Below are 20,657 nucleotides of genomic sequence, written 5' to 3' on the forward strand. Positions count from 1 at the left end.
GTGGCGCTCCCACCGTCGACGGCCTCGGTCAGCTGGACGCGGCTCGCTCGACGCCGTGGTCGGCAGTTGTCCGCCCGTGCCATCCGTGATCGGCCAGGACGTCGGCGAGCTCGTCGAGCACGGCCGGCAGGTCGGTGACCGAGCGCGCGGTGCCGAAGACGTAACCGTCGGGGCGCTGCACGAAAGCCTGCGCGTCGTTGGCCTGGAACCACTGGTCGTATTCCGCGTCGAGGTCGAGGTAGTAACCGGGGCCGGGGCCCCGGGACACGTGCGCGATGTCCACGTCCAGCCGGGCGATGAGGTCTCGCTGCTTCTGGTCGAACAACTCGGGCGGAACGGCGTGGCGGGAGACGATGCGCCACCCGGACCCGAACTCGTCGAACCGGTCGACCCTGCGGTCGAGCGCCACCCGGGCCTGGGGGGAAAGCCGACCGACGGCGCTCCCGAGCTCGTTCTCCGAACCTCTGGCCACGATGCCGGGTCCCAGCCGGGGAAAGCTCGGCGGGGTGGGTACGTTCCCGGCGCGCAGCATCTCGTCACGCTGCCGTGCGGCCTCGGGATCGCGCATGAGCACGAGCTCGCCGAAGGCCATCGAAATCTCGGTCAGCCGGCGCACGTGCGGCGCCCGCTCCGACTCGTAGGTGTCGAGCAGAGTCGGGTCCGCGTCGCCGCGGAAGACCGCGTCGAGCTTCCACGACAGGTTCAACGCGTCGCGGATCCCGGAGCACATGCCCTGGCCCATGAACGGCGGCATGGTGTGGGCGGCGTCGCCGGCGAGCAGCACCCGACCCTGCCGCCAGGGAGTCGTCAGGGCACTTTCGAAGGTGTAGACGCCTCGCCGTTCGATCCGGCCGACGTCGGGAGTGATGTCCCAGCGCTTCAGCAACTCCCAGCAGCGCTGCTCGTCCATCAGCTCCGCGCGGTTTTCGCCCTCGTTCAGCGCGAACTCGAATCGCGAATGGCGCGGCCCTGACCAGCGGCCGGCCAGCAGCGGCCGGTTGATGTCGAGCACCTGGTACACCTCGGGCAACTGGGGCAGGTGAACGTCCGGGTCGGTGTGCTCGATGTCGATGACGAGCTGGTCGAGGGCCGGGAATCCGAGGTCCGTCCGCCCGCTGCCGATGCAGGAGCGCACCCAGCTGCGCGCTCCGTCGGCGCCGATGACGTAGCTGGCGCGGACAGTACCCGGCTCGGCGCCCGGCCGTGGCTCGGCTTCGGGACCGTGGCTGGGGACGACGGTGAGAGTGACCGCGTCGCCGTCCTGCACGAGTCCGGTCGCCACAGTCCCCATGCGGACCTCGACGCCGAGCGTGCGGACCCGGGCGTCGAAGATCGCCTCGATCTCCGGCTGGTAGGAGAGGTAGCTCTCCTTCCAGCCGGCGCCCCCCTTTCCCAGCATGACGGTCGCCAGGACGTCCATGTCCGCCGAGGTCAGGCTCCACTCCACCATCGGACGAGCCACCAGCTCGACGTCTTCCGCGACGCCGAGCTTCTGGAAGGTGCGCATCGTCTCGCTGTCGAGGTGGCCCGCTCGAGACAGCGAGTAGCGCTCGGGCCAGCGCTCGAGTACGACCACGTCCAGACCTCGCTGGGCGAGCAACCCGGCGGCGATCATGCCGACCGGCCCGTAGCCGACGATGGCGACGTCGCAGTCGGTAGGCCGAGCATGCGTCCGCTCGGGGGCCTTGCTGGAAGGGATCACGTCGTCTCCTGGTGGCTGCGGCTCGATGGCTGGAGCGTCGGTTCGCGGCTCGTCTCGAGAACAGCCTCGCGACGTCGGGTCCCAAGACCACGGTGCAGCTGGCGTTACCGCGATCGTCCAGTTCCGTAAGGAGCGTTCCAGTTACGTCGGTCACGGTAAGTGGACGCGTGTCGCGCGTCAAGCCGTCCGCGTAGTGCGGGAACGCGGCCGCCGGGCTTGACCTTGCGGCACCCCCGCCCGGAGACCCGGCCAGTAAGGTGCGTTCACTTATATGCAGTCAATTCACTTGAGTGGTATGTTGCTGCGACGACGACCCCCCGTTGTTGAGGAGTTGGTATGGGTGTCCACCGCGTGATCAGCCTCGTTCGTGAGGTGCCGAACCTCCCGTTGACCTGCGCCTTCTACACAGAGTTCGGCCTACGGGAAACCTCACCCGGCACCTTCGCCACCGAGATAGGCGGCGAGCAGTTGTTCCTGCGCAGCGGCGACGTGCCGCGGATCGCCGAGTTGAACATCGCCGCGGACGCGGACGCCGACCTCGACGCGATCGCGCGGCGGTTCGAGAGTCTCGGCATCGCCTCGGTCCGCTCCGATGCCGGACTGGAGGCGACGGAGCCGGTGAGCGGCGTCCTGGTCCGCGTTTCAGTGGCCGATCGCCTGCCGCGGGATCCGGCGCCGAGCGTGCCGACGTCGGTGGATCGGACCGACCTCGTCCAGCGGGAGCCGGTCCGGCCGCTGCGGCTCGGTCATGTGGTCATCGGCTGCACCGACGTGGAGGAGGCAAAGCGTTTCTTCATCGACGGCATCGGCATGCGGCTCAGCGACTACGTCATCGGCGGGCCGTTCATGCGCTTCGAAACTGACCACCACAACGTCGTCCTCCTGCCGGCTCCGATGACGCTGCTGCACCACACGGCGTGGAAGGTGCGCGGTGTCGACGAGATCGGCTACGGCGGTTCGCGCATGATCGAGAACCACCCCGAGCGGCATGCCTGGGGGCTCGGCCGGCACGCCGCGTCGGCGAACTACTTCTGGTACCTCAAAGACCCCGCGGGGTCCTTCTCCGAGTACTACTACTCGGAGATGGACGGTCTGGCGGACTCGCCGTACTTCTGGGACCCCGACCCCGGCAGCGAAGAGCTGCCCGTCGCCGCATGGGCGTCGCCGGCCCTGCACGACCGGCCGCTGGTTCCGGAGGCCATGCGGGCACCGATCCTGACCGCGGACCAGTGAGCGCGCCGGCGAGCCGGCCGGCGGAAAGCTACGACGTCCTAATCGTCGGCTACGGCCCGGCCGGCATGGTGCTCAGCGCGCTGCTGGGCAGTCGGGGACACCGGGTCGGTGTCATCGAAAGGTACGCCGGGCTCTACAACCTGCCCAGAGCCGCGACGTTCGACGACGACGCCATGAGGTTGCTGCAGAAGCTCGGCATCGCTGGACGAGTCGCCGTCGGCACTCGTGTCCAACGCAGTTACAACTGGTGCAACGCCGCGGGGGAAACCCTGATCGGCAACGAGTTCTCCGACTTCGGCCGCTCGGGCTGGCCGGAGTTCAACATGATGTTCCAGCCGGTCCTGGAACGCGAACTCGACGACCTGTGCCGGCGCACCCCCGGCGTCGAAATCCTCCGGGGCCGGGTGGCCACGGACTTCCGGCAGACCGGCGACGCGGTGGAGGTCGTCGCCCGGCCGGCCGACGAACTGGGAAGAGCCGCGACCGGGTCGGAGGACCGGGCCCAAAGGGTCACCGCCCGGTTCGCCGTCGGGTGCGACGGCGGAAACAGCTCGCTCAGGTCGAGCCTCGGCATCGAAATCGACGACTACGGCTTCCAAGAGCCGTGGCTGGTCTGCGACTTCCGCCTCACCCGCGAGGTCGACCTGCCGATGGCGCTGCAGTACGGCGATCCTGAGCAACCGACCTCCATCATCTCCATCGGACCGCACCATCACCGGTTCTCCTTCATGCTCGACGAAGCCGTCTCCTCGGCCGAGGCCGTCGACCCCGCGCACGTCTGGCGGCTGGTCAAGCGCTGGATCACCCCGGAGGACGCCGAACTCATCCGCGTCGCGCCGTATACCTTCCGCTCGACGGTCGCCCGGGAGTGGAAGCAGGGCCGGTTCCTGCTGGCCGGCGACGCCGCCCACCAGATGCCACCGTTCCTGGGCCAGGGCATGTGCTCCGGCTTCCGAGATGCGCACAACCTCGCCTGGAAACTCGATCTCGTGCTGCGGGGATCCGACGAGAAGCTGCTCGACACCTACGCCGCCGAACGTTCGCCGCACGTGCGGGCCATCACCGAAAAGGCGGTCGAACTCGGCCGGATCCAGACCATCCGCGACAAGCGGGCGGCCAGACTGCGCGACGAAGAACTGCTCCGGCGCAAGCGCGCGGCCCAACTCCCCGAGGGTTTCCGTTTCCCCGGCTACGACGCGGGTTTCCTCGCGGCGGACGCCCCGGGCGACAGCGCCCGCGGAGAGTTGTTCCCGCAGGCGTGGGTCGCCCACCCACCGGGCCGCAGGCAGCGCTTCGACGACGTGTCCGGCAGCGGATGGCTGCTCCTCGCCCGAGACGCAGCCGTGATCGCGGACCACAACGACAACCTGGCCGCTTGGCGCACGGTGGGCGGCGCGGTACTCGTCCTCGGCGCGTCGGCGGACAGCGAGCTCGAAGCCGGGACGGCGATCGACGACGTCGACGACGCGTACCGGCGATGGTTCGACGAGCACGCCTGCGCGGCGGTCGTGGTCCGGCCCGACTGGTACGTCTACGGCTCAGTCGCGTCCGCCGACTTGCTCGGCACCCTCCTGCGCGCGTGCGTCTCGGACCTGTGCCCGCAGCGTCCCGTACCCGGCACGCTCCAGGCGTAGAGCGACCTGTCCGCTGCTGCCGTCCTGTCCCAAACCCGTCAACTTCCCATCGAACGAGCGGAGCAAGAGCTATGCGGATCGCCAATGTCGCCGGGCGCGCTGTCCTGGCACACGGCAAAGAGCCCGTCGACGTCTTCGAAGCGAGCGGAGGCCGGTTCGGTCCCAGTCCCGCGGCAGTCTTCGAGCGGTGGGCCGAGTTCCGGGCCTGGGCCGGCACCGAGTACGGGGCGGTTCAGGCCGTGCCCGATGCGGATTGGCTGGCCGGCGAGCAGGTCGGAGCGCCCAGCCCGCATCCGCGGCAGGTGTTCGCCATCGGGCTGAACTACGCGGAGCACGCGCGGGAGTCCGGCTACGACCTGCCGACCACGCCGGTGGTCTTCACCAAGTTCCCCGCGTGCATCGTGGGGCCGCAGCACGAGCTGACCTTGCCCCAAGGCAACGTCGACTGGGAGGTCGAGCTGGTCGCCGTGATCGGCGCGCACGCCTACCGGATCGAGGAGGAGCAGGCGTGGGCGGTGGTCGCCGGTCTCACCGTCGGCCAGGACCTGTCCGAGCGCGTTCTCCAGCACTCCGGTCCGGCTCCCCAGTTCAGCCTGGCCAAGTCGTTCCCCGGCTTCGGGCCCACCGGCCCGGTCCTGGTCACCCCTGACGAATTCGCCAACCCCGACGACCTGGAGATCGGCACCCGGCTGGGCGACGAGGTCCTGCAGCTGCACCGAACCTCCGGCATGGTGTTCGGGGTGTCGGCCCTGGTCGCCTGGCTTTCCCACATCACCCCGCTGTTCCCCGGCGATCTCGTCTTCACCGGCACGCCGTCCGGGATCGGGATGAGCAGGACACCGCCGCGTTTCCTGCAGCCCGGTGACGAGCTCGTCAGCCACGTCGAGGGCATCGGCCGGATCACGCAGCGGGTGGTCGGCTCGTACACCGTCGCCGACCCGCCCCACAAGACCGCAGCCGCCCTCGCCGGGGAGGGATGAGGTCCTGGGTGCGCCCGGCTGCCGAGACGATCACGAGCGGGCCGATCGGATGTCGTGGAACAGGAGGGTGACGCGGGCTCAGCGCCCGTGCCGCGGCGCGGGCGCTGAGCCCGCACTTCTCCGCGAGCTTCCATCCGGACAGCGGGCTTGCCTTGTCCGCCGAGCGCGGCGGTGTTGCGCGGGCGATGAACGACACCCTCGCCGCCGCACGCCGGCACCGTGATCGCGGGGCGGACCGGCGACGAGTTCCTTTCCGCACCCCGGCTCGACGTCGTCCTGCGGACGGTTGCCGCGACGCGGGTTCCGGTCCACCTGCACCCCGGGGGTGCCGTCGCGGGCGACCAGCGCCTCCGCTTACGAGGGCTCGGCCCGCTGGTCACCGCCCAGGTTCCCGGACCGCGGCCCGGGGTTGGCACCGGGAGACTGCGGTGCACTTCCTCCAGCTCGTGCCGGCCCTTTCTGGCCCGACCGCCTCGACGAGGCGCTCTCGTGGCGGTTTGGCCGCTGAGGACATCGCGCACGAGACCGCGGAGCGTCCGCTGGATCTGCGGATCGCCTGAAGGGTGACCACGAGCAATGTGGTCTATCTGTGCGTGGTTTCGTCAACGTGGTGTGGCGCTCGGGTGCAGGCCCGTGCAGTCGGACAGGTAGGCGCGCGGCTGAGCTGGTGCGGTCGTTCAATTGTCTCCGCCGACGGCGGAGACAATTGAACGACACGTGGGGCTGAAATCCTGCGAAGGTGAAGCGGTGAGAAGCCGTCGGGCTACCCTTGGTTCACCTGTGGCTCGGGAAGAAGCGGGTACGGATGGATCTTTCGGGTGGCTGTGACCTGGCCGTCGATCCTGGTCTGAACGGCTACGGCCGTCTGGGGAGCCCGGCCGGTGGTGACCCAGGTGTCGAGTAGATCGGCGAAACTGTCACTGGCCACTTGTGGCCCGCTGCCTCCTACGCAGTGGTATTCCCCGGGAACCATGAAAAGCCTGGCGAAATTCTGTGTCGCGGCCGCTCCGCCGGTCTTGGCTTTGATGGCCTTGTAGAACTGCACGGTGGCGTCCGGCGGCATGGCCTCGTCAGCCCAGCCGCTCCACATGATCAGCTTTCCGCCGGCGTTGCGGAACGCCCGGAGGTCCGGATTGGCGTCGTACTGTGACGCCAGAGCCGTGAGGCGGGCGGGATCGGTGTCGAAGTTGAAGCTGGTCTCTTGGAACGCCGGACCGGGATCGTGAGAAAATCCCAGGTAACGGTCGAACTGAAGACCGATACCGCCCTCGAGTGACGGGCCGCCGGTCTCATTTATCCGGGAAGTCCATTTCAGTTCGGAGCCGGGCTCGTTGCTCGCGTACGAGGTGATCGCTTGGCCGCGCGAGTTGCGAACCGGCCCGTAGAACAGCCGTGCGGCTCTCACCTGGGCGGCGCTGAGGCAGTCGGCGCCGTCGGGGTTCGCCGGTGGGCACTGGGCGACCGAGGGGTCGAAGTGACAGGTTTCGGGATCGGTGATGGTGCCGTCGACGGCACCGCACGCCTGCAGCGCAGCCCCGTGAAGGATGGGGAGTTTTGCGGTCGTGAGGATCGCGTGACCGTTGGCGTCCCGGTTGACGACATCCGTGTAGATGCCGTCGTACCCGATCACCGACGACCAGTCGGGGAAGGCCGGCCCGGAAATGATGCCGTTGAAGTCGGTGGGGTACCGCGCGGCCTCGACGAGCCCTTGACGCCCGCCTTCCGAGCAGCCGCTGAAGTACGACTCGCGCGGTTCCGTTCCGTAGAAGGCATGGACGATCGCCTTGGCCGCCACCGTGGTCACGTGGGTCGCACGGTAGGCGAAATCGATGTCAGCTTGTGGGTTGTCGTAGGCGAATCCTCCGTTCAGCCCGGGATCGACGTGGCCCAGGCTGTTCGCCACGGTGGCGTAGCCCTTGCCCAGGAACGGCGCGCACTCGTTGAGGTAGTAGGCGCCGCCCAGGCCGTGGCTGCCGTTCGCTTCCAGCATGTGGTTCCAGCCGGAAACGGGGAGCTGGACGATGAAAGTGTCCGACGGTGTCACGTATCCGTCGACGGTGCACTGGGTCACCGCCTGGCTTCCGGTGCCGCTGGTCGTGAGCTTCGCTGACGTGATGAATGTCGTGGCGCCTTGGAGGGACTCGAAATTGTCCCCGCCATTGGCAGCCAGCGCCGAGCACTGTGATTCTGCGCTGGCTGCTCCTTCCGATGTCTGCGCGTCGTGGGGGGCGATCACGGCGTCCGCGGGCATTGATGCGGCGGCCAGGACCATGACCAGCAGCGTGGTGGCCGCGATGCTGACGACGGTGGAGGTTCTCGACCGGCTGATGGGAAACGAGAGGACATGGCCAATACGAGCTCGCACGTTCTTCCCTTCGAACGACGATGGTGAGTTTGTCCGGCTGCGCTGCAGTAGCCTTTTCGATGAATTCTCTTCATCCTGTTGCGGCCACAATGTCCGTATTCACTATCATGCACTTACTTCACCAATAATGAAGAGAGGGTCGGGTGGTGTCAAGCGTGGGCGGCTCATGCTCGATCGCGTCGACCGGTGCCTGCCCATTCCGAATTGGAGTTGCAGGAGATTCGGTGCAGCAGCCGGACATCGTGGGCGCAGGTCGCTGCGGGGTGTACTGCTGACGGCCCGACGGCCAACGTGCTTGCCTGCAGCCAGGCGGCGGAACTCACCTGTCGACAGCGCGCCGGCATGGGCCGCTCGGCAGGCCGGATGCCGCAGTACCTGTACTTTGCCGCCGCGGCGAAAGACCTCGAAGCTTAGGAGCGGCCGGCTGTTCCGCTGCACCTGAAGCTGATTGGCGGTCAAGGACGGCGAAGCGGGAGAGAGGTGGTCAGGCTCGGTCGAGACGTGGTTAGAGCACTTCTTCGACGAGCAGCAGGATTGCCGCGGCGACGGTGGCCAAAGCCGGAACTTTGAGCACGTTCCCGATGACTTTCGGGACTAGCAGGTAGTCCTCGACGAGCCAGTCGACGACGAAGAATCCCGCCCTCACCAGGCACACCGGAAGCGAGACGGTCAACGCGACCAGGCTCACCAGGGCGCCGCCGATCACGGAGCCGATCACGGGGATGAGGTCGAGCACCGCGACCGCGATGGTCGGCGGCGCCGCGTAGGGCACGCCGAAGATCAGCAGCCAGACCAGGGTGACGAAGCCGGCGATGACCGAGACGGCCACGTTGCCCAGGACGTAACCGCCGACCTTGGCGAAGAGGTTGTCACCGATAAGGATGGCCCGTGGCCGGCGGGAGTGCGGGACGAGCCGGTGGAACGTGGCGCGCATGCCGGTCAGGGCTTCGAATAGTGGTTCGCAGACGCCCAGAACACCGCTGGTGAAACCGCCGTCGGAGCTGAGCATCGATTCGATCGCCTGCTGCAGGTGGAAGCGTTCGTCGAGGCGGCCGAGGAAGGTGTTGTGATCCGGGGCTTGCCGGACCAGCGCGGCGGATTGTTCGACGAACACGGTGGTGACGCTGAGTCGGCGCGGGAAGCGGTGAGCCACCAGCCACGGCACGGCCGGTTCCGCGCCTATGGTGACGAACAGCGCGAGCCCGACCAGGACAAGGATCTGCTCGGCGCCGGCGAGGAGCCGGATCAGGCCGTAGGTGACGGCGACGCCGGCTGCGGCGGCCATCCCGATGAAGAAGGGCGATCGGCGGTCGAGTCGTGTGCCGGTTCCACCCAGCTGCTGTTCAGGAGTACTAATCGGCTTCGGCCTCCGCGACCGAGCTTTCTTCCTCGACACTGTGGGGCTGCCCCACCAGCAAGATCGGATGATGAGGTCACGAGCGCCGCGCTGTCTCGCACCGAAGGGCGCGTGGAGGAAGGCCGGCGTGACCCGTGGCCACGGATCCGCGCGCGAGTGATCGGCTGTGTGTCCAACCGCGGGCAGGGTGACCGTCCGCGCCGGGTTTGTACCAGCCGATGCCTGCCGGTTGCGGCCGTCGGATCCGGAAGTGCCGGCGCGTTGACGCCGACCCGCTCATTACGCCGTGGATAGGATCACCGGCGCGGGGTGAAGGGTGCTCAACTTCCCTTCGGCGGGGCGGTGGAGTCGCGAATCGTGAGGCTCACGTCCAGAGTGACCGGATGGGCCGGCCGGACCTGCTGCTCGATCGCTGCGACCAGCATCGCGACCGCGGTGGCTCCCTTGCGGCCGATGTCCTGGGTCACGGTGGTGAGTTTCGGGGTGACGTACTTGCTGAATTCCAAGTCGTCGAAGCCGACGACGGAGACGTCGCGGGGGACGGAGATTCCCCTTGCGATCAGGCCCTCCATGATGCCGACCGCCAGGATGTCGGCGGTGGCGAACACCGCCGTCGCGCTCGGATGCCGCCCGAGCAGGAACTTCCCGCAGCCGAAGCCTTCGTCGTGCGTGGTGTTGACGACCTCGACCATGCCGGGATCCCGGGCCAGCCCGGCGTCGGCGAACGCCGCTCGGAACCCGTCGAAGCGTTCGCGGACCACGCCCGCGCGGCCGAAAGCCGGACCGGCGAACACGATGTTCCGGTGGCCCAGGGAGAGGAGGTGCTCGGCGGCGAGGCGGGCGCCCACGAAGTCGTCCGAGCGCGGTCCGGCGGTGAGCCGGTTACGGGAATAGCTGTCGATCGCCACCATCGGGACCGGGCCGGCCGTGGCCTTGGTCAGCTTGTCGATCTGCTCGTCGACGAACCCCAGCAGGATGGCGCCGTCCAGACTCCAGGAGTGCAGGGCCTCAGTGACCTCCTCCAGGTGCGCGATGCCGCGAAGGAGCAGGTGGTAGCCCGACTTGCGCAGCTCTCGCTCGACGTGCCCGGCGATCGCCATGTGGTGTGGGCTGATCATGAGGCTGTCTTCGTCGGCGGCCGGCACCAGCAGGCCGATCAGCTTTGATGAACTGCTGGCGAGGCTGCGGGCCGACGCGCTGGGAACGTACCCCAGTTCCGTCGCGATCCGGTGCACGCGCTCCCGGGTGGCGGCCGACACCCGCGCCGCCTTGCCGTTCATCACGTTCGACACGGTCATCATGCTGACGCCCGCCTCGTCGGCGACCTCCCGCAGTGTGACCCGCACGCGCACCGTCCTTCCCCGATTCCAGTGTTGACAGCGTAGCAAGCGCACATTACCTTCCTGCCATCAGGTATAGCGCTAAACCCGTTGAGGGGGCCCGTTGACGACGCTCAGCTCACCCGCCGTGGCCGCGCCGCGGCACACGACACCGGACCGGTGGTGGCGCACCGCCGTGGTGTACCAGGTGTACCCGCGCAGTTTCGCCGACGGCGACGGGGACGGCACCGGCGATCTGGCGGGCGTCCGGGCGCGGCTGCCGTACCTGGCCTCGCTGGGTGTCGACGCGCTGTGGTTCACGCCCTGGTACGCCTCACCGCTGGCCGACGGCGGCTACGACGTGGCCGACTACCGGGCGATCGACCCGGCGTTCGGCACGCTCGCCGAGGCCGAAGCGCTCATCGCCGAGGCGCGCGAGCACGGCATCCGGACCATTGTGGACATCGTCCCCAACCACGTCTCGGACCGGCACGCGTGGTTCACTGAGGCGGTGGCCGCCGGGCCGGGATCCCTGCAGCGGCAACGCTTCTGGTTCCGCCAGGGTCGCGGCGAGCACGGCGAGCTGCCCCCGACCGACTGGCCCTCGACGTTCGGCGGCGCGGCCTGGACGCGAGTCACCGAGCCCGACGGCCGCCCGGGGGAGTGGTACCTGCACCTGTTCGCCTCGGAACAGCCCGACCTCAACTGGAGCCACCCCGAGGTGCGGCGCGAACACGAAGACGTCCTGCGCTTCTGGTTCGACCGCGGGGTCGCCGGCGTGCGGATCGACTCGGCGACCATGCCGGTCAAGGACCCCGCGCTGCCGGAACTGACGGAGGGGAGCCCGCACCCGTTCGTCGACCGCGACGAGGTGCACCAGATCTACCGCTCCTGGCGGGCCGTCGCGGATTCCTACGCCGAGCAGCGGGTGCTGATCGGCGAGGTGTGGCTGGACGACGCGGCCCGGTTCGCCCGCTACCTGCGCCCGGACGAGATGCACAGCGCGTTCAACTTCGACTTCATGCGCCGCCCGTGGGACGCCGAGCAGCTGCGGGAGTCGATCGACGACACCCTCGCCAGCCACCGGCCGGTGCGGGCGGCGCCGACGTGGGTGCTGTCCAACCACGACGTCACCCGGCCCGTCACCCGCTACGGCCGCGAGGACAGCTCCTTCCTGCACGCCCGCACCTTCGGCGTCCCGACCGACCTCGAGCTCGGGTACCGCCGGGCGCGGGCCGCGGCACTGCTGTCGGCGGCCCTGCCCGGATCCCTCTACATCTACCAGGGCGACGAACTCGGTCTGCCCGAAGTGGACGACCTACCCGCCGAAGCCCGCCAGGACCCGGTGTTCCGGCGCACCGGCGGCGCCGACCCCGGCCGGGACGGCTGCCGCGTGCCGTTGCCGTGGAGCGAAACCGGCGCCAGCTACGGATTCAGCACCGATCCGCGGGCGACGGCATGGCTGCCCCAGCCCGCGGTGTGGGCGGAGCTTTCGGTGCTGCGCCAGGAGAACGCGCCGGCGTCCATGCTGACCCTCTACCGCGCCGCGCTGGAGCTGCGCCGCACGACCCCGGCGCTGATCGGCGAGGACTTCGCCTGGCTGGACCCGGCACCCGGCGTGCTCGGTTTCCGCCGCGGCGGGGACTTCGCCTGCTTGGTCAACTTCACCGCCGAAGCCCAGCCGCTGCCGCCGCACGCGGAGGTCCTGCTGGCCAGCGGCGAGCTTTCCGGGCTGCTGCCCGCCGACACCGCCGTCTGGCTACGCCTCAAGCAGTAAAGGAGGGACATCGATGTCCCCGAAAACCTTCGCCACCGTCCTGACCGCCGCGCTCGCGTTCTCCGCTCTCGCCGCCTGCGGCACCGACAGCGGCGGGGACACCTCCGCCGACGGGAAGACCGTCGTCAAGGTCGCGCTCGAACCGGGCCAGGACAAGAGCGCCGTCGACGCCTTCAACACCCGCGTCGGCCAGTTCGAGCAGGCGAACCCCGGGATCGACCTCGTGGTCCAGGAGTTCAAGTGGGACCCTGCGAAGTTCACCGCGCAGCTGGCCGGCGGCACGCTCCCGGATGTGATCACCGTCCCGTTCACCGACGGACGCGGCCTGATCGAGCGCCACCAGATCGCCGACATCAGCGGCGACGTCGCCCAGCTGCCCTACGCCGGAAAGTTCAACCCCGAAGTGGCCAAAACCGGTCAGAACGCGGAAGGCAAGCAGGAAGCGATCCCGATCGCGGCCTACACCCAGGCCCTGCACTACAACCGCACGCTGTTCGAGCAGGCCGGTCTCGACCCGGACAAGCCACCGTCCACATGGGACGAAGTACGCGCCGACGCGAAGCAGATCGCCGAGCGCACCGGCGCCGCCGGGTACGCTCAGATGACCAAGGACAACACCGGCGGCTGGATCCTCGTCACCCAGGACTACGCGTTCGGCGGCCGCACCGAAAAGCTCGACGGCGACAAGGCCACCGCCACCATCGACACGCCGCAGCTGCGCCAGGTGCTGCAGAACCTGCGCGCGATGCGGTGGGACGACAACAGCATGGGCGCGAACTTCCTCTACGACTGGAACGGCATCAACCAGGACTTCGCCGCCGGCCGCGTCGGCATGTACGTCTCCGGCGGCGGAAACTACAAGGACCTGCTGTCCCAGAACGCGATCAAGCCCGCCGACTACGGCGTGACCGCCCTCCCGCTCACCGGCCCGGACGCCGGTGCCCTCGGTGGCGGCACGCTCGCGGTCGTCAACGTCAAGGCGTCGAAGAAGGCCCAGTCCGCAGCGGTGAAGTGGATCGACTTCTACTACCTGCGCAAGCTGACCGACCAGGCCGCGGCGCAGGCCGACGCGAAGACCACCGCCGATGCCAAGCAGGCGGTCGGCTCGCCCGAGCTGCCGGTGTTCGACAAGGCCACCTACGACGAGCGGCTGCGGTGGATCGGGCAGTACGTCAACGTCCCGCTGCCGCAGATGACGCCCTACACCGGCAAGATGTTCGACCAGCCGCTGCTGCCCGAGCCGACCCGGGCGACCCAGAAGGTCTACGGGGTGCTGGACACCGTGGTGCAGAAGGTCCTCACCGACCGCAACGCCGACGTCGGCGCGCTGCTCGCGGACGCCCAGACCCAGGCACAGGCTCTGCTGGACCGGTCGTGACCACCGCGGCGCCACCCCGGATCGACGCGCCCGCGCCGGTCCGGGAACGCGCGAGGCGGCTGCCGCTGCGGTGGGCGCGCCGCGGCGGCCTCGCCCCGGTGCTGTTCCTCCTGCCCGCGCTGGCCGTCTTCGGGCTGTTCGCCTGGCTGCCCATCGGCAAGTCCGCGCTGATGAGCTTCCAGCGGACGAACCTCGTCACCGCGCCGGAGTTCGTCGGCCTGGACAACTACCGCACCGTGCTCACCGACCCGATGTTCTGGACCGCCGTCGGCAACACCGGCCTGTTCGCCCTGCTGGCGCTGCTGATCGGCTACCCGGTCCCGCTCGCGCTGGCCGTCCTGATGAGCGAGATCCGCAAGGCGCGCGGCCTGTTCAGCGCGCTGGCCTACCTGCCGGTGGTGATCCCGCCGGTCGTGGCCGTGCTGCTGTGGAAGGTGTTCTACGACGCCGGCCCGGACGGCCTGTTCAACAAGATTCTCGGTCTGGTGGGGGTCGGCCCGGTGCCGTGGCTGCAGTCCGCGTCGACCGCGCTGGGCTCGCTCGTCATCGAGGCCACCTGGGCCGCGGCGGGCAGCACCGTGATCATCTACCTCGCCGCGCTCACTAGCGTCCCGCCCGAGCTCTACGAAGCCGCCGAGCTCGACGGCGCGGGCATCCGCGGCAAGGTCTGGCACGTCACGCTCCCGCACCTGCGCGGGGTGCTGCTGACGACGTTCATCCTGCAGATCATCGGCACCACGCAGGTGTTCCTCGAACCGTTCCTGTTCACCGGCGGCGGCCCGGCGCACGCGACCACGACGATCCTCCTGCTGATCTACAACTACGCCTTCGCCGACAGCCTCGGCGGGGACTACGGCGCGGCCACCGCGCTCAGCGTCCTGCTCGCCGGGACCCTCGCCGTCTTCTCCGCCGTGTTCCTGCGGCTCACCCGGTCCTGGAGCACGTCATGAGCAACCGCGGGCTGATCGCCCCCACGGAATGGCGGCGGCCCGGGGTCCGGCGGTTCACCCGCGCCCTGCAAGGACTCCTGCTGGCCGCGTTGTTCGCCGCCGGGCTCGGCCCGCTGCTGTGGCTCGCCAAGGCCGCCGTCACACCCACGCAGGACACGTTGCGCGACCCGCTCGCGCTGTGGCCGCACGGCATCGACTTCGCCAACCCGGTCACGGCGTGGACCCGCGTCGAGGTCGGCAAGTACTTCCTCAACACGATCTGGGTGGCGCTCGGTGCCTGGCTGGTCCAGCTGATCGTCGCCACGACCACCGGGTACGCCCTCGCCGTCCTGAAACCGCGCTACCACAAGGTGGTCACCGCGATCGTGATGGCGACGCTGTTCGTCCCGTCGGTGGTGCTGCTCGTGCCGCTCTACCTGAACATGGTCGAGCTGTCCCTGATCAACACGTTCTGGGCGGTGTGGCTGCCCGCCGGTGCCAACGCGTTCAACGTCGTCCTCGTGCAACGGTTCTTCGCGAACCTGCCGCGTGAGGTGTTCGAAGCGGCCCGGGTGGACGGCGCCGGGCCGCTGCGCATCTTCGTCTCGGTCGTGCTGCCGATGTCGAAACCGATCCTCGGCGTGGTCTCGGTGTTCGCCGTGATCGCCTCCTGGAAGGACTTCCTCTGGCCGATGCTCGTCCTGCCCGACCCGGCGGTGCAGCCGCTGTCGGTGCGACTGCCGGCGCTGCAGACCTTTGTGGAGCTCGACGTCTTCCTCGCCGCGCTGGCTATCGCCACCGTCATCCCGGTGGCCCTGTTCCTCGTGTTCCAGCGCCTGGTGCTGCGCGGTGACGCGCTCAGCGGCGCGGTCAAGGGCTGACCCCACCAGTCGAAATATCGGGAGCGATTCAATGAAGAAACCGTTCTTGTTTCTCGCGGTGACCGCGATCGCCGCGTCGTTCACCACCGCACCACCGGCCGCCGCGGCCACCACCAGGCTGGAAGCCGAGTCGGCCGCGTTGTCCGGGGGCGCCGTGGCGCAGAACGATCACCCCGGCGCGAGCGGCGGCCGGTTCGTCGGCGGGTACGTCGACGGCAACCGCGGCGCCGCCAAGACCGACTTCACGGTCAGCTCGACCGGCGGTTCGACCGCCCTCGTGCTCGGCTACGCCAACGGCACCGGCTCGACCCGCACCTTGTCGTTGTCGATCGACGGGGTGGTGCGCCAGCTCTCGTTGCCCGCGACCGCGAACTGGGACACCTGGGGCCAAGCGACCACCACGGCCACCTTGTCATCCGGCACGCACCACGTCGCGTATGCCTTCGGAGCGGCCGACAACGGCAACGTCAACCTCGACTACCTCGACGTGACCACCGGGACGGTCAGCGCGCCGGGATCTCTCGAAGCCGAGTCCGCTGCCTTGACGGGTGGCGCGGTCGTGGAGACCGACCACGCGGGCTACACCGGCAGCGGGTTCGTCGGCGGGTACACCGACGGCAACCGCGGCACCGCCAAGACGACCTTCTCCGTGACGGCCACGGGCGCCACGAACCTGGCACTCCGCTACGCCAACGGCAGCGGCGTCACGCAAACACTTTCCCTACTGGTCGACGGCGTCAAGCTGCGGCAGATCTCCCTCCCGACGACGTCCGGCTGGGACACCTGGACCACCGCGACCGAGACGGTGACGCTGTCCGCCGGCGCCCACACCGTCGCCTACCTCTACGACACCACCGACAGCGGTAACGTCAACCTCGACAACCTCTCCGTGTCCGCGAACACCCCGGCCGGTCCCGGGGAAGCCGAAGGCGCGTTTCTGTCATCCGGCGCGACCATCGCCACCACGACTTCCGGCTACAACGGCAACGGGTACGTCGCCGGGTTCGACCACGTCGGCGCGCGGCTCATCCGGACCGTCGTCATGGCCTCGGCGGGCACCGCGACGGCCACCGTGCGGTTCGCGAACAGCAGCGGCGCGAACCGCGTGCTCGCGGTGTCGGTCAACGGCCAAGACGCCGGGAGCCTGACCCTGGCCTCGGGCACCGGCTGGCGCACGGCCACGGCCTCCGTCCCGCTCCGCGCGGGCCTGAACACCCTCGGCCTCGCAAGCACGTCCGCCACCGGTGGAGACGTCCTCGTCGACAGCCTCACGGCCGCCGGGGAGACCGCGGCCGCCGCCCGCGGCGCGACCACCCCGTACACCGAATACGAAGCCGAAGCCGGGACCCTTTCCGGCGGCGCGACGACGTTGGCCGCCGATCGCGCGTACCGGACGGTGCCGTCGGAAGCCAGCGGCCGCCGCGCGGCCCGGCTCAGCGGCACCGGCCAGTCCATCGCCGTCACCCTCACGAAACCGGCTAACGCGCTCGTCGTGCGGTTCTCGATCCCGGACTCCGCCGACGGCACCGGCACCACCACCCCGCTGGCGCTCTACGCGAACGGCACCAAGGTCAAGGACATCACCCTGACTTCGCAGTACAGCTGGGTCTATGGCGACTACCCGTTCACCAACACGCCGTCGCAGGGGCTGGCGCACCGGTTCTTCGACGAGGTCCGCACGACGATCGGAGCCTTCCCGGCCGGCACCGTGCTGAAGCTGCAGAAGGACTCGACCGCGGTGTCCACCATCGACGTGGACCTCGTCGACGCCGAGCAGACCCCGGCCGCGCTGCCCGCCCCGGCCGGCGCGCTGTCGATCACCTCCTACGGGGCGGTGCCCAACAACGGCTCCGACGCGACGAACGCGATCACGTCGGCGATTTCGGCGGCCCGGTCGCAGAACAAGCCGCTCTACGTCCCGGCGGGAACGTTCCGCATCAGCGCGCCGATCACCGTCGCCGACGTGAAGATCTTCGGCGCGGGACCGTGGTCGTCGGTGCTGCAGGGCACCGGCCTCAAGGGCGGATTCTTCGCCACCGGGGCCAACGTGACGATCGCCGACCTGGCGATCTTCGGTGACAACCGCGTCCGCGATGACGCGAACGGCAATGCCGCGCTGGAAGGGAATTTCGGCACTGGTTCGCTGGTGCAGAACCTTTGGATCGAGCACACGAAGGTCGGGCTCTGGGCCGACTCCGGCACCGACGGCCTGTACGTCGCCGGCCTGCGCATCCGCGACACCTACGCCGACGGCGTGAACATCCACGCCGGGGGCGGGGTCACGAACAACGTCCGCGTGAACCAGTCGGTGCTGCGCAACACCGGCGACGACGCGCTGGCGATGTTCTCCGAGGGCAACGCCGTGACGAACAGCGCGTTCACCGCGAACTCCGTGCAGGTGCCGACACTGGCCAACGGCATCGGCATCTACGGCGGCACGAGCAACCGCGCGGAGGACAACCTGATCAGCGACACCGTTGCCGCGTCGTCGGGCATCGCGGTCAGCACGCGGTTCAACCCGGTGGCGTTCAGCGGAACCACGGCGGTGCGGCGCAACACCCTGACCCGCACCGGCGGCGACGAGCCCAACTGGAAGAAGCCGTTCGGAGCACTGCAGATCTTCGCGCTGAGCAAAGACATCAGCGCGCCAGTCGTGGTCGAGGACCTGACGATCGCCGACACGACCCGGCAGGCCGTTCAGGTCACCGACGAACGCCTCGACCCGGGCGCGGCCATCGTCGGGCGGAAGGTCACCCAGCTGAGCCTGGACAAGGTGACGATCACCGGGGCGGGCACGTACGGGATCGACCTCAGCTCGGCAGGTTCGGGCACGGTGTCGAACACGACGGTCGCCGGTGCTGCGGCGGGTGGGCTGACGAACCCGGGGAACTTCGCCCTCGTGCGTGGGCCGGGAAACTCAGGATTCTGAGTGGGTACCGGGGCGCATCACGGTGAGTCGTGAGGCGCCCCGGTCCTGCTCGCGGAACGGGCTGTGACGGCCGGCGGCCGGCGGCCGGCTTCACGACGGCATGCGGTCACCGAGAGGTACCCGCTTGTTAGCCTGATCCATCAGAGCGGCGAGTTGCCGTTCAGGACGACGTGACCGGTCCTCGCCGCGGGTCCGGCGGCGAGGCACCGGTTCCGGGGCGGCACCGGGAGCGAGGCCGGTCGTGTGGTCGCGCTTGTCGATGCGATCAGCGCCCGCACTGCGGCGGCCCTCGGGTCTGCTCAGGGGGTGAATGCGCCGATCGCGGCGTAGTCGCTGATGGCGTCAGGCGCGATGACTTCTGCGGGTGCGCGGCCCTGGAGGATCTGCTTGATCGGTTTCTCCAGTTTCTTGCCGGTCAGCGTCCGTGGGATGGCCGGGACGGCGTCGATTCGATCGGGGACGTGTCGGGGGGAAAGCTGGTCTCGCAGGGCCCGGCGGATTTGCTGCCGCAGCGTGTCGTCGAGATCGATGCCGGGCGTCAGGGTTACGAACAACAGCAGCCGGCCGGGGCCGCCGTACGGGTCTTCGAGGTGCACGACCAGTGAGTCGGTGACCCCGGGCAGCTCCTCGACGACCGAGTAGAACTCGGCGGTGCCGAGGCGGACCCCGCCGCGGTTGAGGGTGGCGTCGGAACGGCCGGAGATGACGAAGCTCCGTTCGGGGGACATGGTCACCCAGTCGCCGTGGCGCCAGACCCCGGGGTAGGTGTCGAAGTAGGCGGTCCGGTATCGGTGGCCGTCCGGGTCGTTCCAGAAGCCGATGGGCATCGACGGCATCGGCTGCCGGACGACCAGCTCACCGACCTTTCCGACTACTTCGCTCCCTGCGGTGTCGAACGCGGTGACGTCGACCCCGAGGCAAGGCGCAGTCAGCTCGCCGCGGCGAGCGGACACCCACGGGTTGCCCGCGACCAAGGCGGAGCAGATGTCGGTTCCCCCCGATAGCGAGTTGATGTGGACCGCGTCGCCGAGGTGCTCAGCGGCCCAGTCGAAGACTTCGCCCGGCAGTGGTGAACCGGTGACGCCGAGCGTGCGCAGTGCGGGCAGCTCGCCGGGGTCGATGCCGGCTGTGCGGCAGGCGGCGAGGTAGGACGGGCTCGTGCCGAACAACGACACGCGCGCGTCTGCGGCGAGTTGCCACTGCGCTGCGAGGTCCGGGTACTGCGGGTTTCCGTCGGTGAGCACGATGGTGGCCCGGCGCAGCAACCCGGAGACGAGGATGTTCCACATCATCCACGCCGTCGTGGTGTGCCAGAGGATCCGGTCGCCGGGGCGGGTGTCGAGGTGCAGGGCGTGGGCTTTGAGGTGTTCGAGCAGGATGCCGCCGTGGCCGTGGACGATCGCTTTGGGCAGTCCGGTCGTTCCGGAAGAGAACAGGACGTAGAGGGGATGGCCGAACGGGACCCGGTCGAACTCCGGCGGGGCGGGTTCGTTCAGCAGCTCCGGCCAAGGGTGTGTGCCGTCCACTTCGTACTGTCCGTATGGAATGGAGATCGTGTGGCGCACGGTCGGCAGGCCCGCGCGGATCGTCGTGACGTCGGCCGTCTTGTCGATCTGCTTCTCGCCGTAGGTGTAGCCGCCGACGGTCAGCAGCACGGTGGGTTCCACCTGGGCGAAGCGGTCCAGGACGCTGCGGGCGCCGAACTCCGGCGCGCACGAGGCCCACACGGCGCCGAGCGACGCGCAGGCCAGGAAGGCGACCAGGGTCTCGGGGATGTTCGGCAGGTAGGCCACGACGCGGTCGCCGCGGCCGACTCCGAGCCGTTGCAGGCCGGCGCGGGCGCGGCCGACCTGGTCGGCCAGTTCGGCGAAGGTCAGCGAGGCCGGCGCACGGGTCTGGGAGTATGCGAGCACGGCGAGCCGTCCGGCGTCGCCGGGTTCGCCGAGCATGTGCTCGGCGTAGTTCAGCTCCGCGCCGGGGAACCACTGCGCGCCGGGCATGTCCGCGGAGCCGAGCACGCGGTCGTAGGCTCCGCCCACCTCGAAGTGATCCCAGATCGACGTCCAGAATCCGGCCAGGTCGGCAACCGACCAGCGCCACAGTTCGTCGTAGCCGGTGAACGCCTTTCCTCGTGCTGCCAGCCAGCTGGTGTAGGCGTCCAACCCGGTCACTG

General features: G+C 69.2%; 13 protein-coding genes. 8 read left to right on the forward strand and 5 right to left on the reverse strand.

All coding sequences use genetic code 11. The annotated features are described in order from the left end of the window. Positions 1-28: 28 nt before the first annotated feature. Positions 29-1,702, reverse strand: coding sequence for a bifunctional 3-(3-hydroxy-phenyl)propionate/3-hydroxycinnamic acid hydroxylase (locus ACLJQM_RS14015; RefSeq protein WP_410631545.1), 1,674 nt, complete (start codon positions 1,700-1,702; stop codon positions 29-31). A 336-nt stretch (positions 1,703-2,038) separates the two neighbouring features. Here ACLJQM_RS14015 and ACLJQM_RS14020 point away from each other — a divergent pair, with 336 nt between their 5' ends. The 3 genes from ACLJQM_RS14020 (at position 2,039) to ACLJQM_RS14030 (ending at position 5,549) form a co-directional block, all read left to right on the forward strand. Further along, positions 2,039-2,935, forward strand: a complete 897-nt coding sequence (locus ACLJQM_RS14020; RefSeq protein ID WP_410631546.1) for a dioxygenase — start codon at positions 2,039-2,041, stop codon at positions 2,933-2,935. Then, positions 2,932-4,569, forward strand: a complete 1,638-nt coding sequence (locus ACLJQM_RS14025) for a bifunctional 3-(3-hydroxy-phenyl)propionate/3-hydroxycinnamic acid hydroxylase (protein WP_410631547.1) — start codon at positions 2,932-2,934, stop codon at positions 4,567-4,569. The genes ACLJQM_RS14020 and ACLJQM_RS14025 overlap by 4 nt, the downstream gene beginning before the upstream one ends. A 71-nt stretch (positions 4,570-4,640) precedes the next feature. Beyond that, on the forward strand, positions 4,641-5,549 hold the full coding sequence (locus tag ACLJQM_RS14030; RefSeq protein WP_410631548.1) for a fumarylacetoacetate hydrolase family protein: 909 nt from the start codon (positions 4,641-4,643) through the stop codon (positions 5,547-5,549). Between the two features lie 763 nt (positions 5,550-6,312). Here ACLJQM_RS14030 and ACLJQM_RS14035 read toward each other — a convergent pair. The 3 genes from ACLJQM_RS14035 to ACLJQM_RS14045 all read right to left on the reverse strand — a co-directional run bounded on the left by ACLJQM_RS14035 (position 6,313) and on the right by ACLJQM_RS14045 (position 10,617). Next, positions 6,313-7,914, reverse strand: a complete 1,602-nt coding sequence (locus tag ACLJQM_RS14035; protein ID WP_410631549.1) for a tannase/feruloyl esterase family alpha/beta hydrolase — start codon at positions 7,912-7,914, stop codon at positions 6,313-6,315. A gap of 505 nt (positions 7,915-8,419) precedes the next feature. After that, on the reverse strand, positions 8,420-9,199 hold the full coding sequence (locus ACLJQM_RS14040) for an AI-2E family transporter (RefSeq protein ID WP_410631550.1): 780 nt from the start codon (positions 9,197-9,199) through the stop codon (positions 8,420-8,422). A gap of 392 nt (positions 9,200-9,591) precedes the next feature. Beyond that, a complete protein-coding gene (locus tag ACLJQM_RS14045; RefSeq protein WP_410631551.1) occupies positions 9,592-10,617 on the reverse strand; it encodes a LacI family DNA-binding transcriptional regulator in 1,026 nt (341 codons plus the stop codon). 97 nt (positions 10,618-10,714) lie between these two features. Here ACLJQM_RS14045 and ACLJQM_RS14050 point away from each other — a divergent pair, with 97 nt between their 5' ends. Genes ACLJQM_RS14050 through ACLJQM_RS14070 form a run of 5 tightly spaced genes read left to right on the forward strand, consistent with a single transcriptional unit; the run spans position 10,715 to position 18,484 of the window. Further along, a complete protein-coding gene (locus ACLJQM_RS14050) occupies positions 10,715-12,367 on the forward strand; it encodes a glycoside hydrolase family 13 protein (protein ID WP_410631552.1) in 1,653 nt (550 codons plus the stop codon). 13 nt (positions 12,368-12,380) lie between these two features. Beyond that, entirely contained in the window at positions 12,381-13,745 is a 1,365-nt protein-coding gene (locus ACLJQM_RS14055; protein WP_410631553.1) for an ABC transporter substrate-binding protein, read from the forward strand. After that, positions 13,742-14,695, forward strand: coding sequence for a carbohydrate ABC transporter permease (locus tag ACLJQM_RS14060; protein WP_410631554.1), 954 nt, complete (start codon positions 13,742-13,744; stop codon positions 14,693-14,695). The genes ACLJQM_RS14055 and ACLJQM_RS14060 overlap by 4 nt, the downstream gene beginning before the upstream one ends. After that, complete coding sequence (locus tag ACLJQM_RS14065; RefSeq protein WP_410631555.1) at positions 14,692-15,555, forward strand: carbohydrate ABC transporter permease; 864 nt, start codon at positions 14,692-14,694, stop codon at positions 15,553-15,555. The genes ACLJQM_RS14060 and ACLJQM_RS14065 overlap by 4 nt, the downstream gene beginning before the upstream one ends. A gap of 31 nt (positions 15,556-15,586) precedes the next feature. Beyond that, a complete protein-coding gene (locus ACLJQM_RS14070; protein ID WP_410631556.1) occupies positions 15,587-18,484 on the forward strand; it encodes a carbohydrate-binding protein in 2,898 nt (965 codons plus the stop codon). A 299-nt stretch (positions 18,485-18,783) separates the two neighbouring features. Here the strand turns inward: ACLJQM_RS14070 and ACLJQM_RS14075 are convergent, their stop codons facing one another. Beyond that, complete coding sequence (locus ACLJQM_RS14075) at positions 18,784-20,655, reverse strand: acetoacetate--CoA ligase (RefSeq protein WP_410631557.1); 1,872 nt, start codon at positions 20,653-20,655, stop codon at positions 18,784-18,786. Positions 20,656-20,657 lie beyond the last annotated feature (2 nt).

This window comes from Amycolatopsis sp. cmx-4-83 (assembly GCF_046548815.1).
Taxonomy (GTDB): domain Bacteria; phylum Actinomycetota; class Actinomycetes; order Mycobacteriales; family Pseudonocardiaceae; genus Amycolatopsis; species Amycolatopsis pretoriensis_A.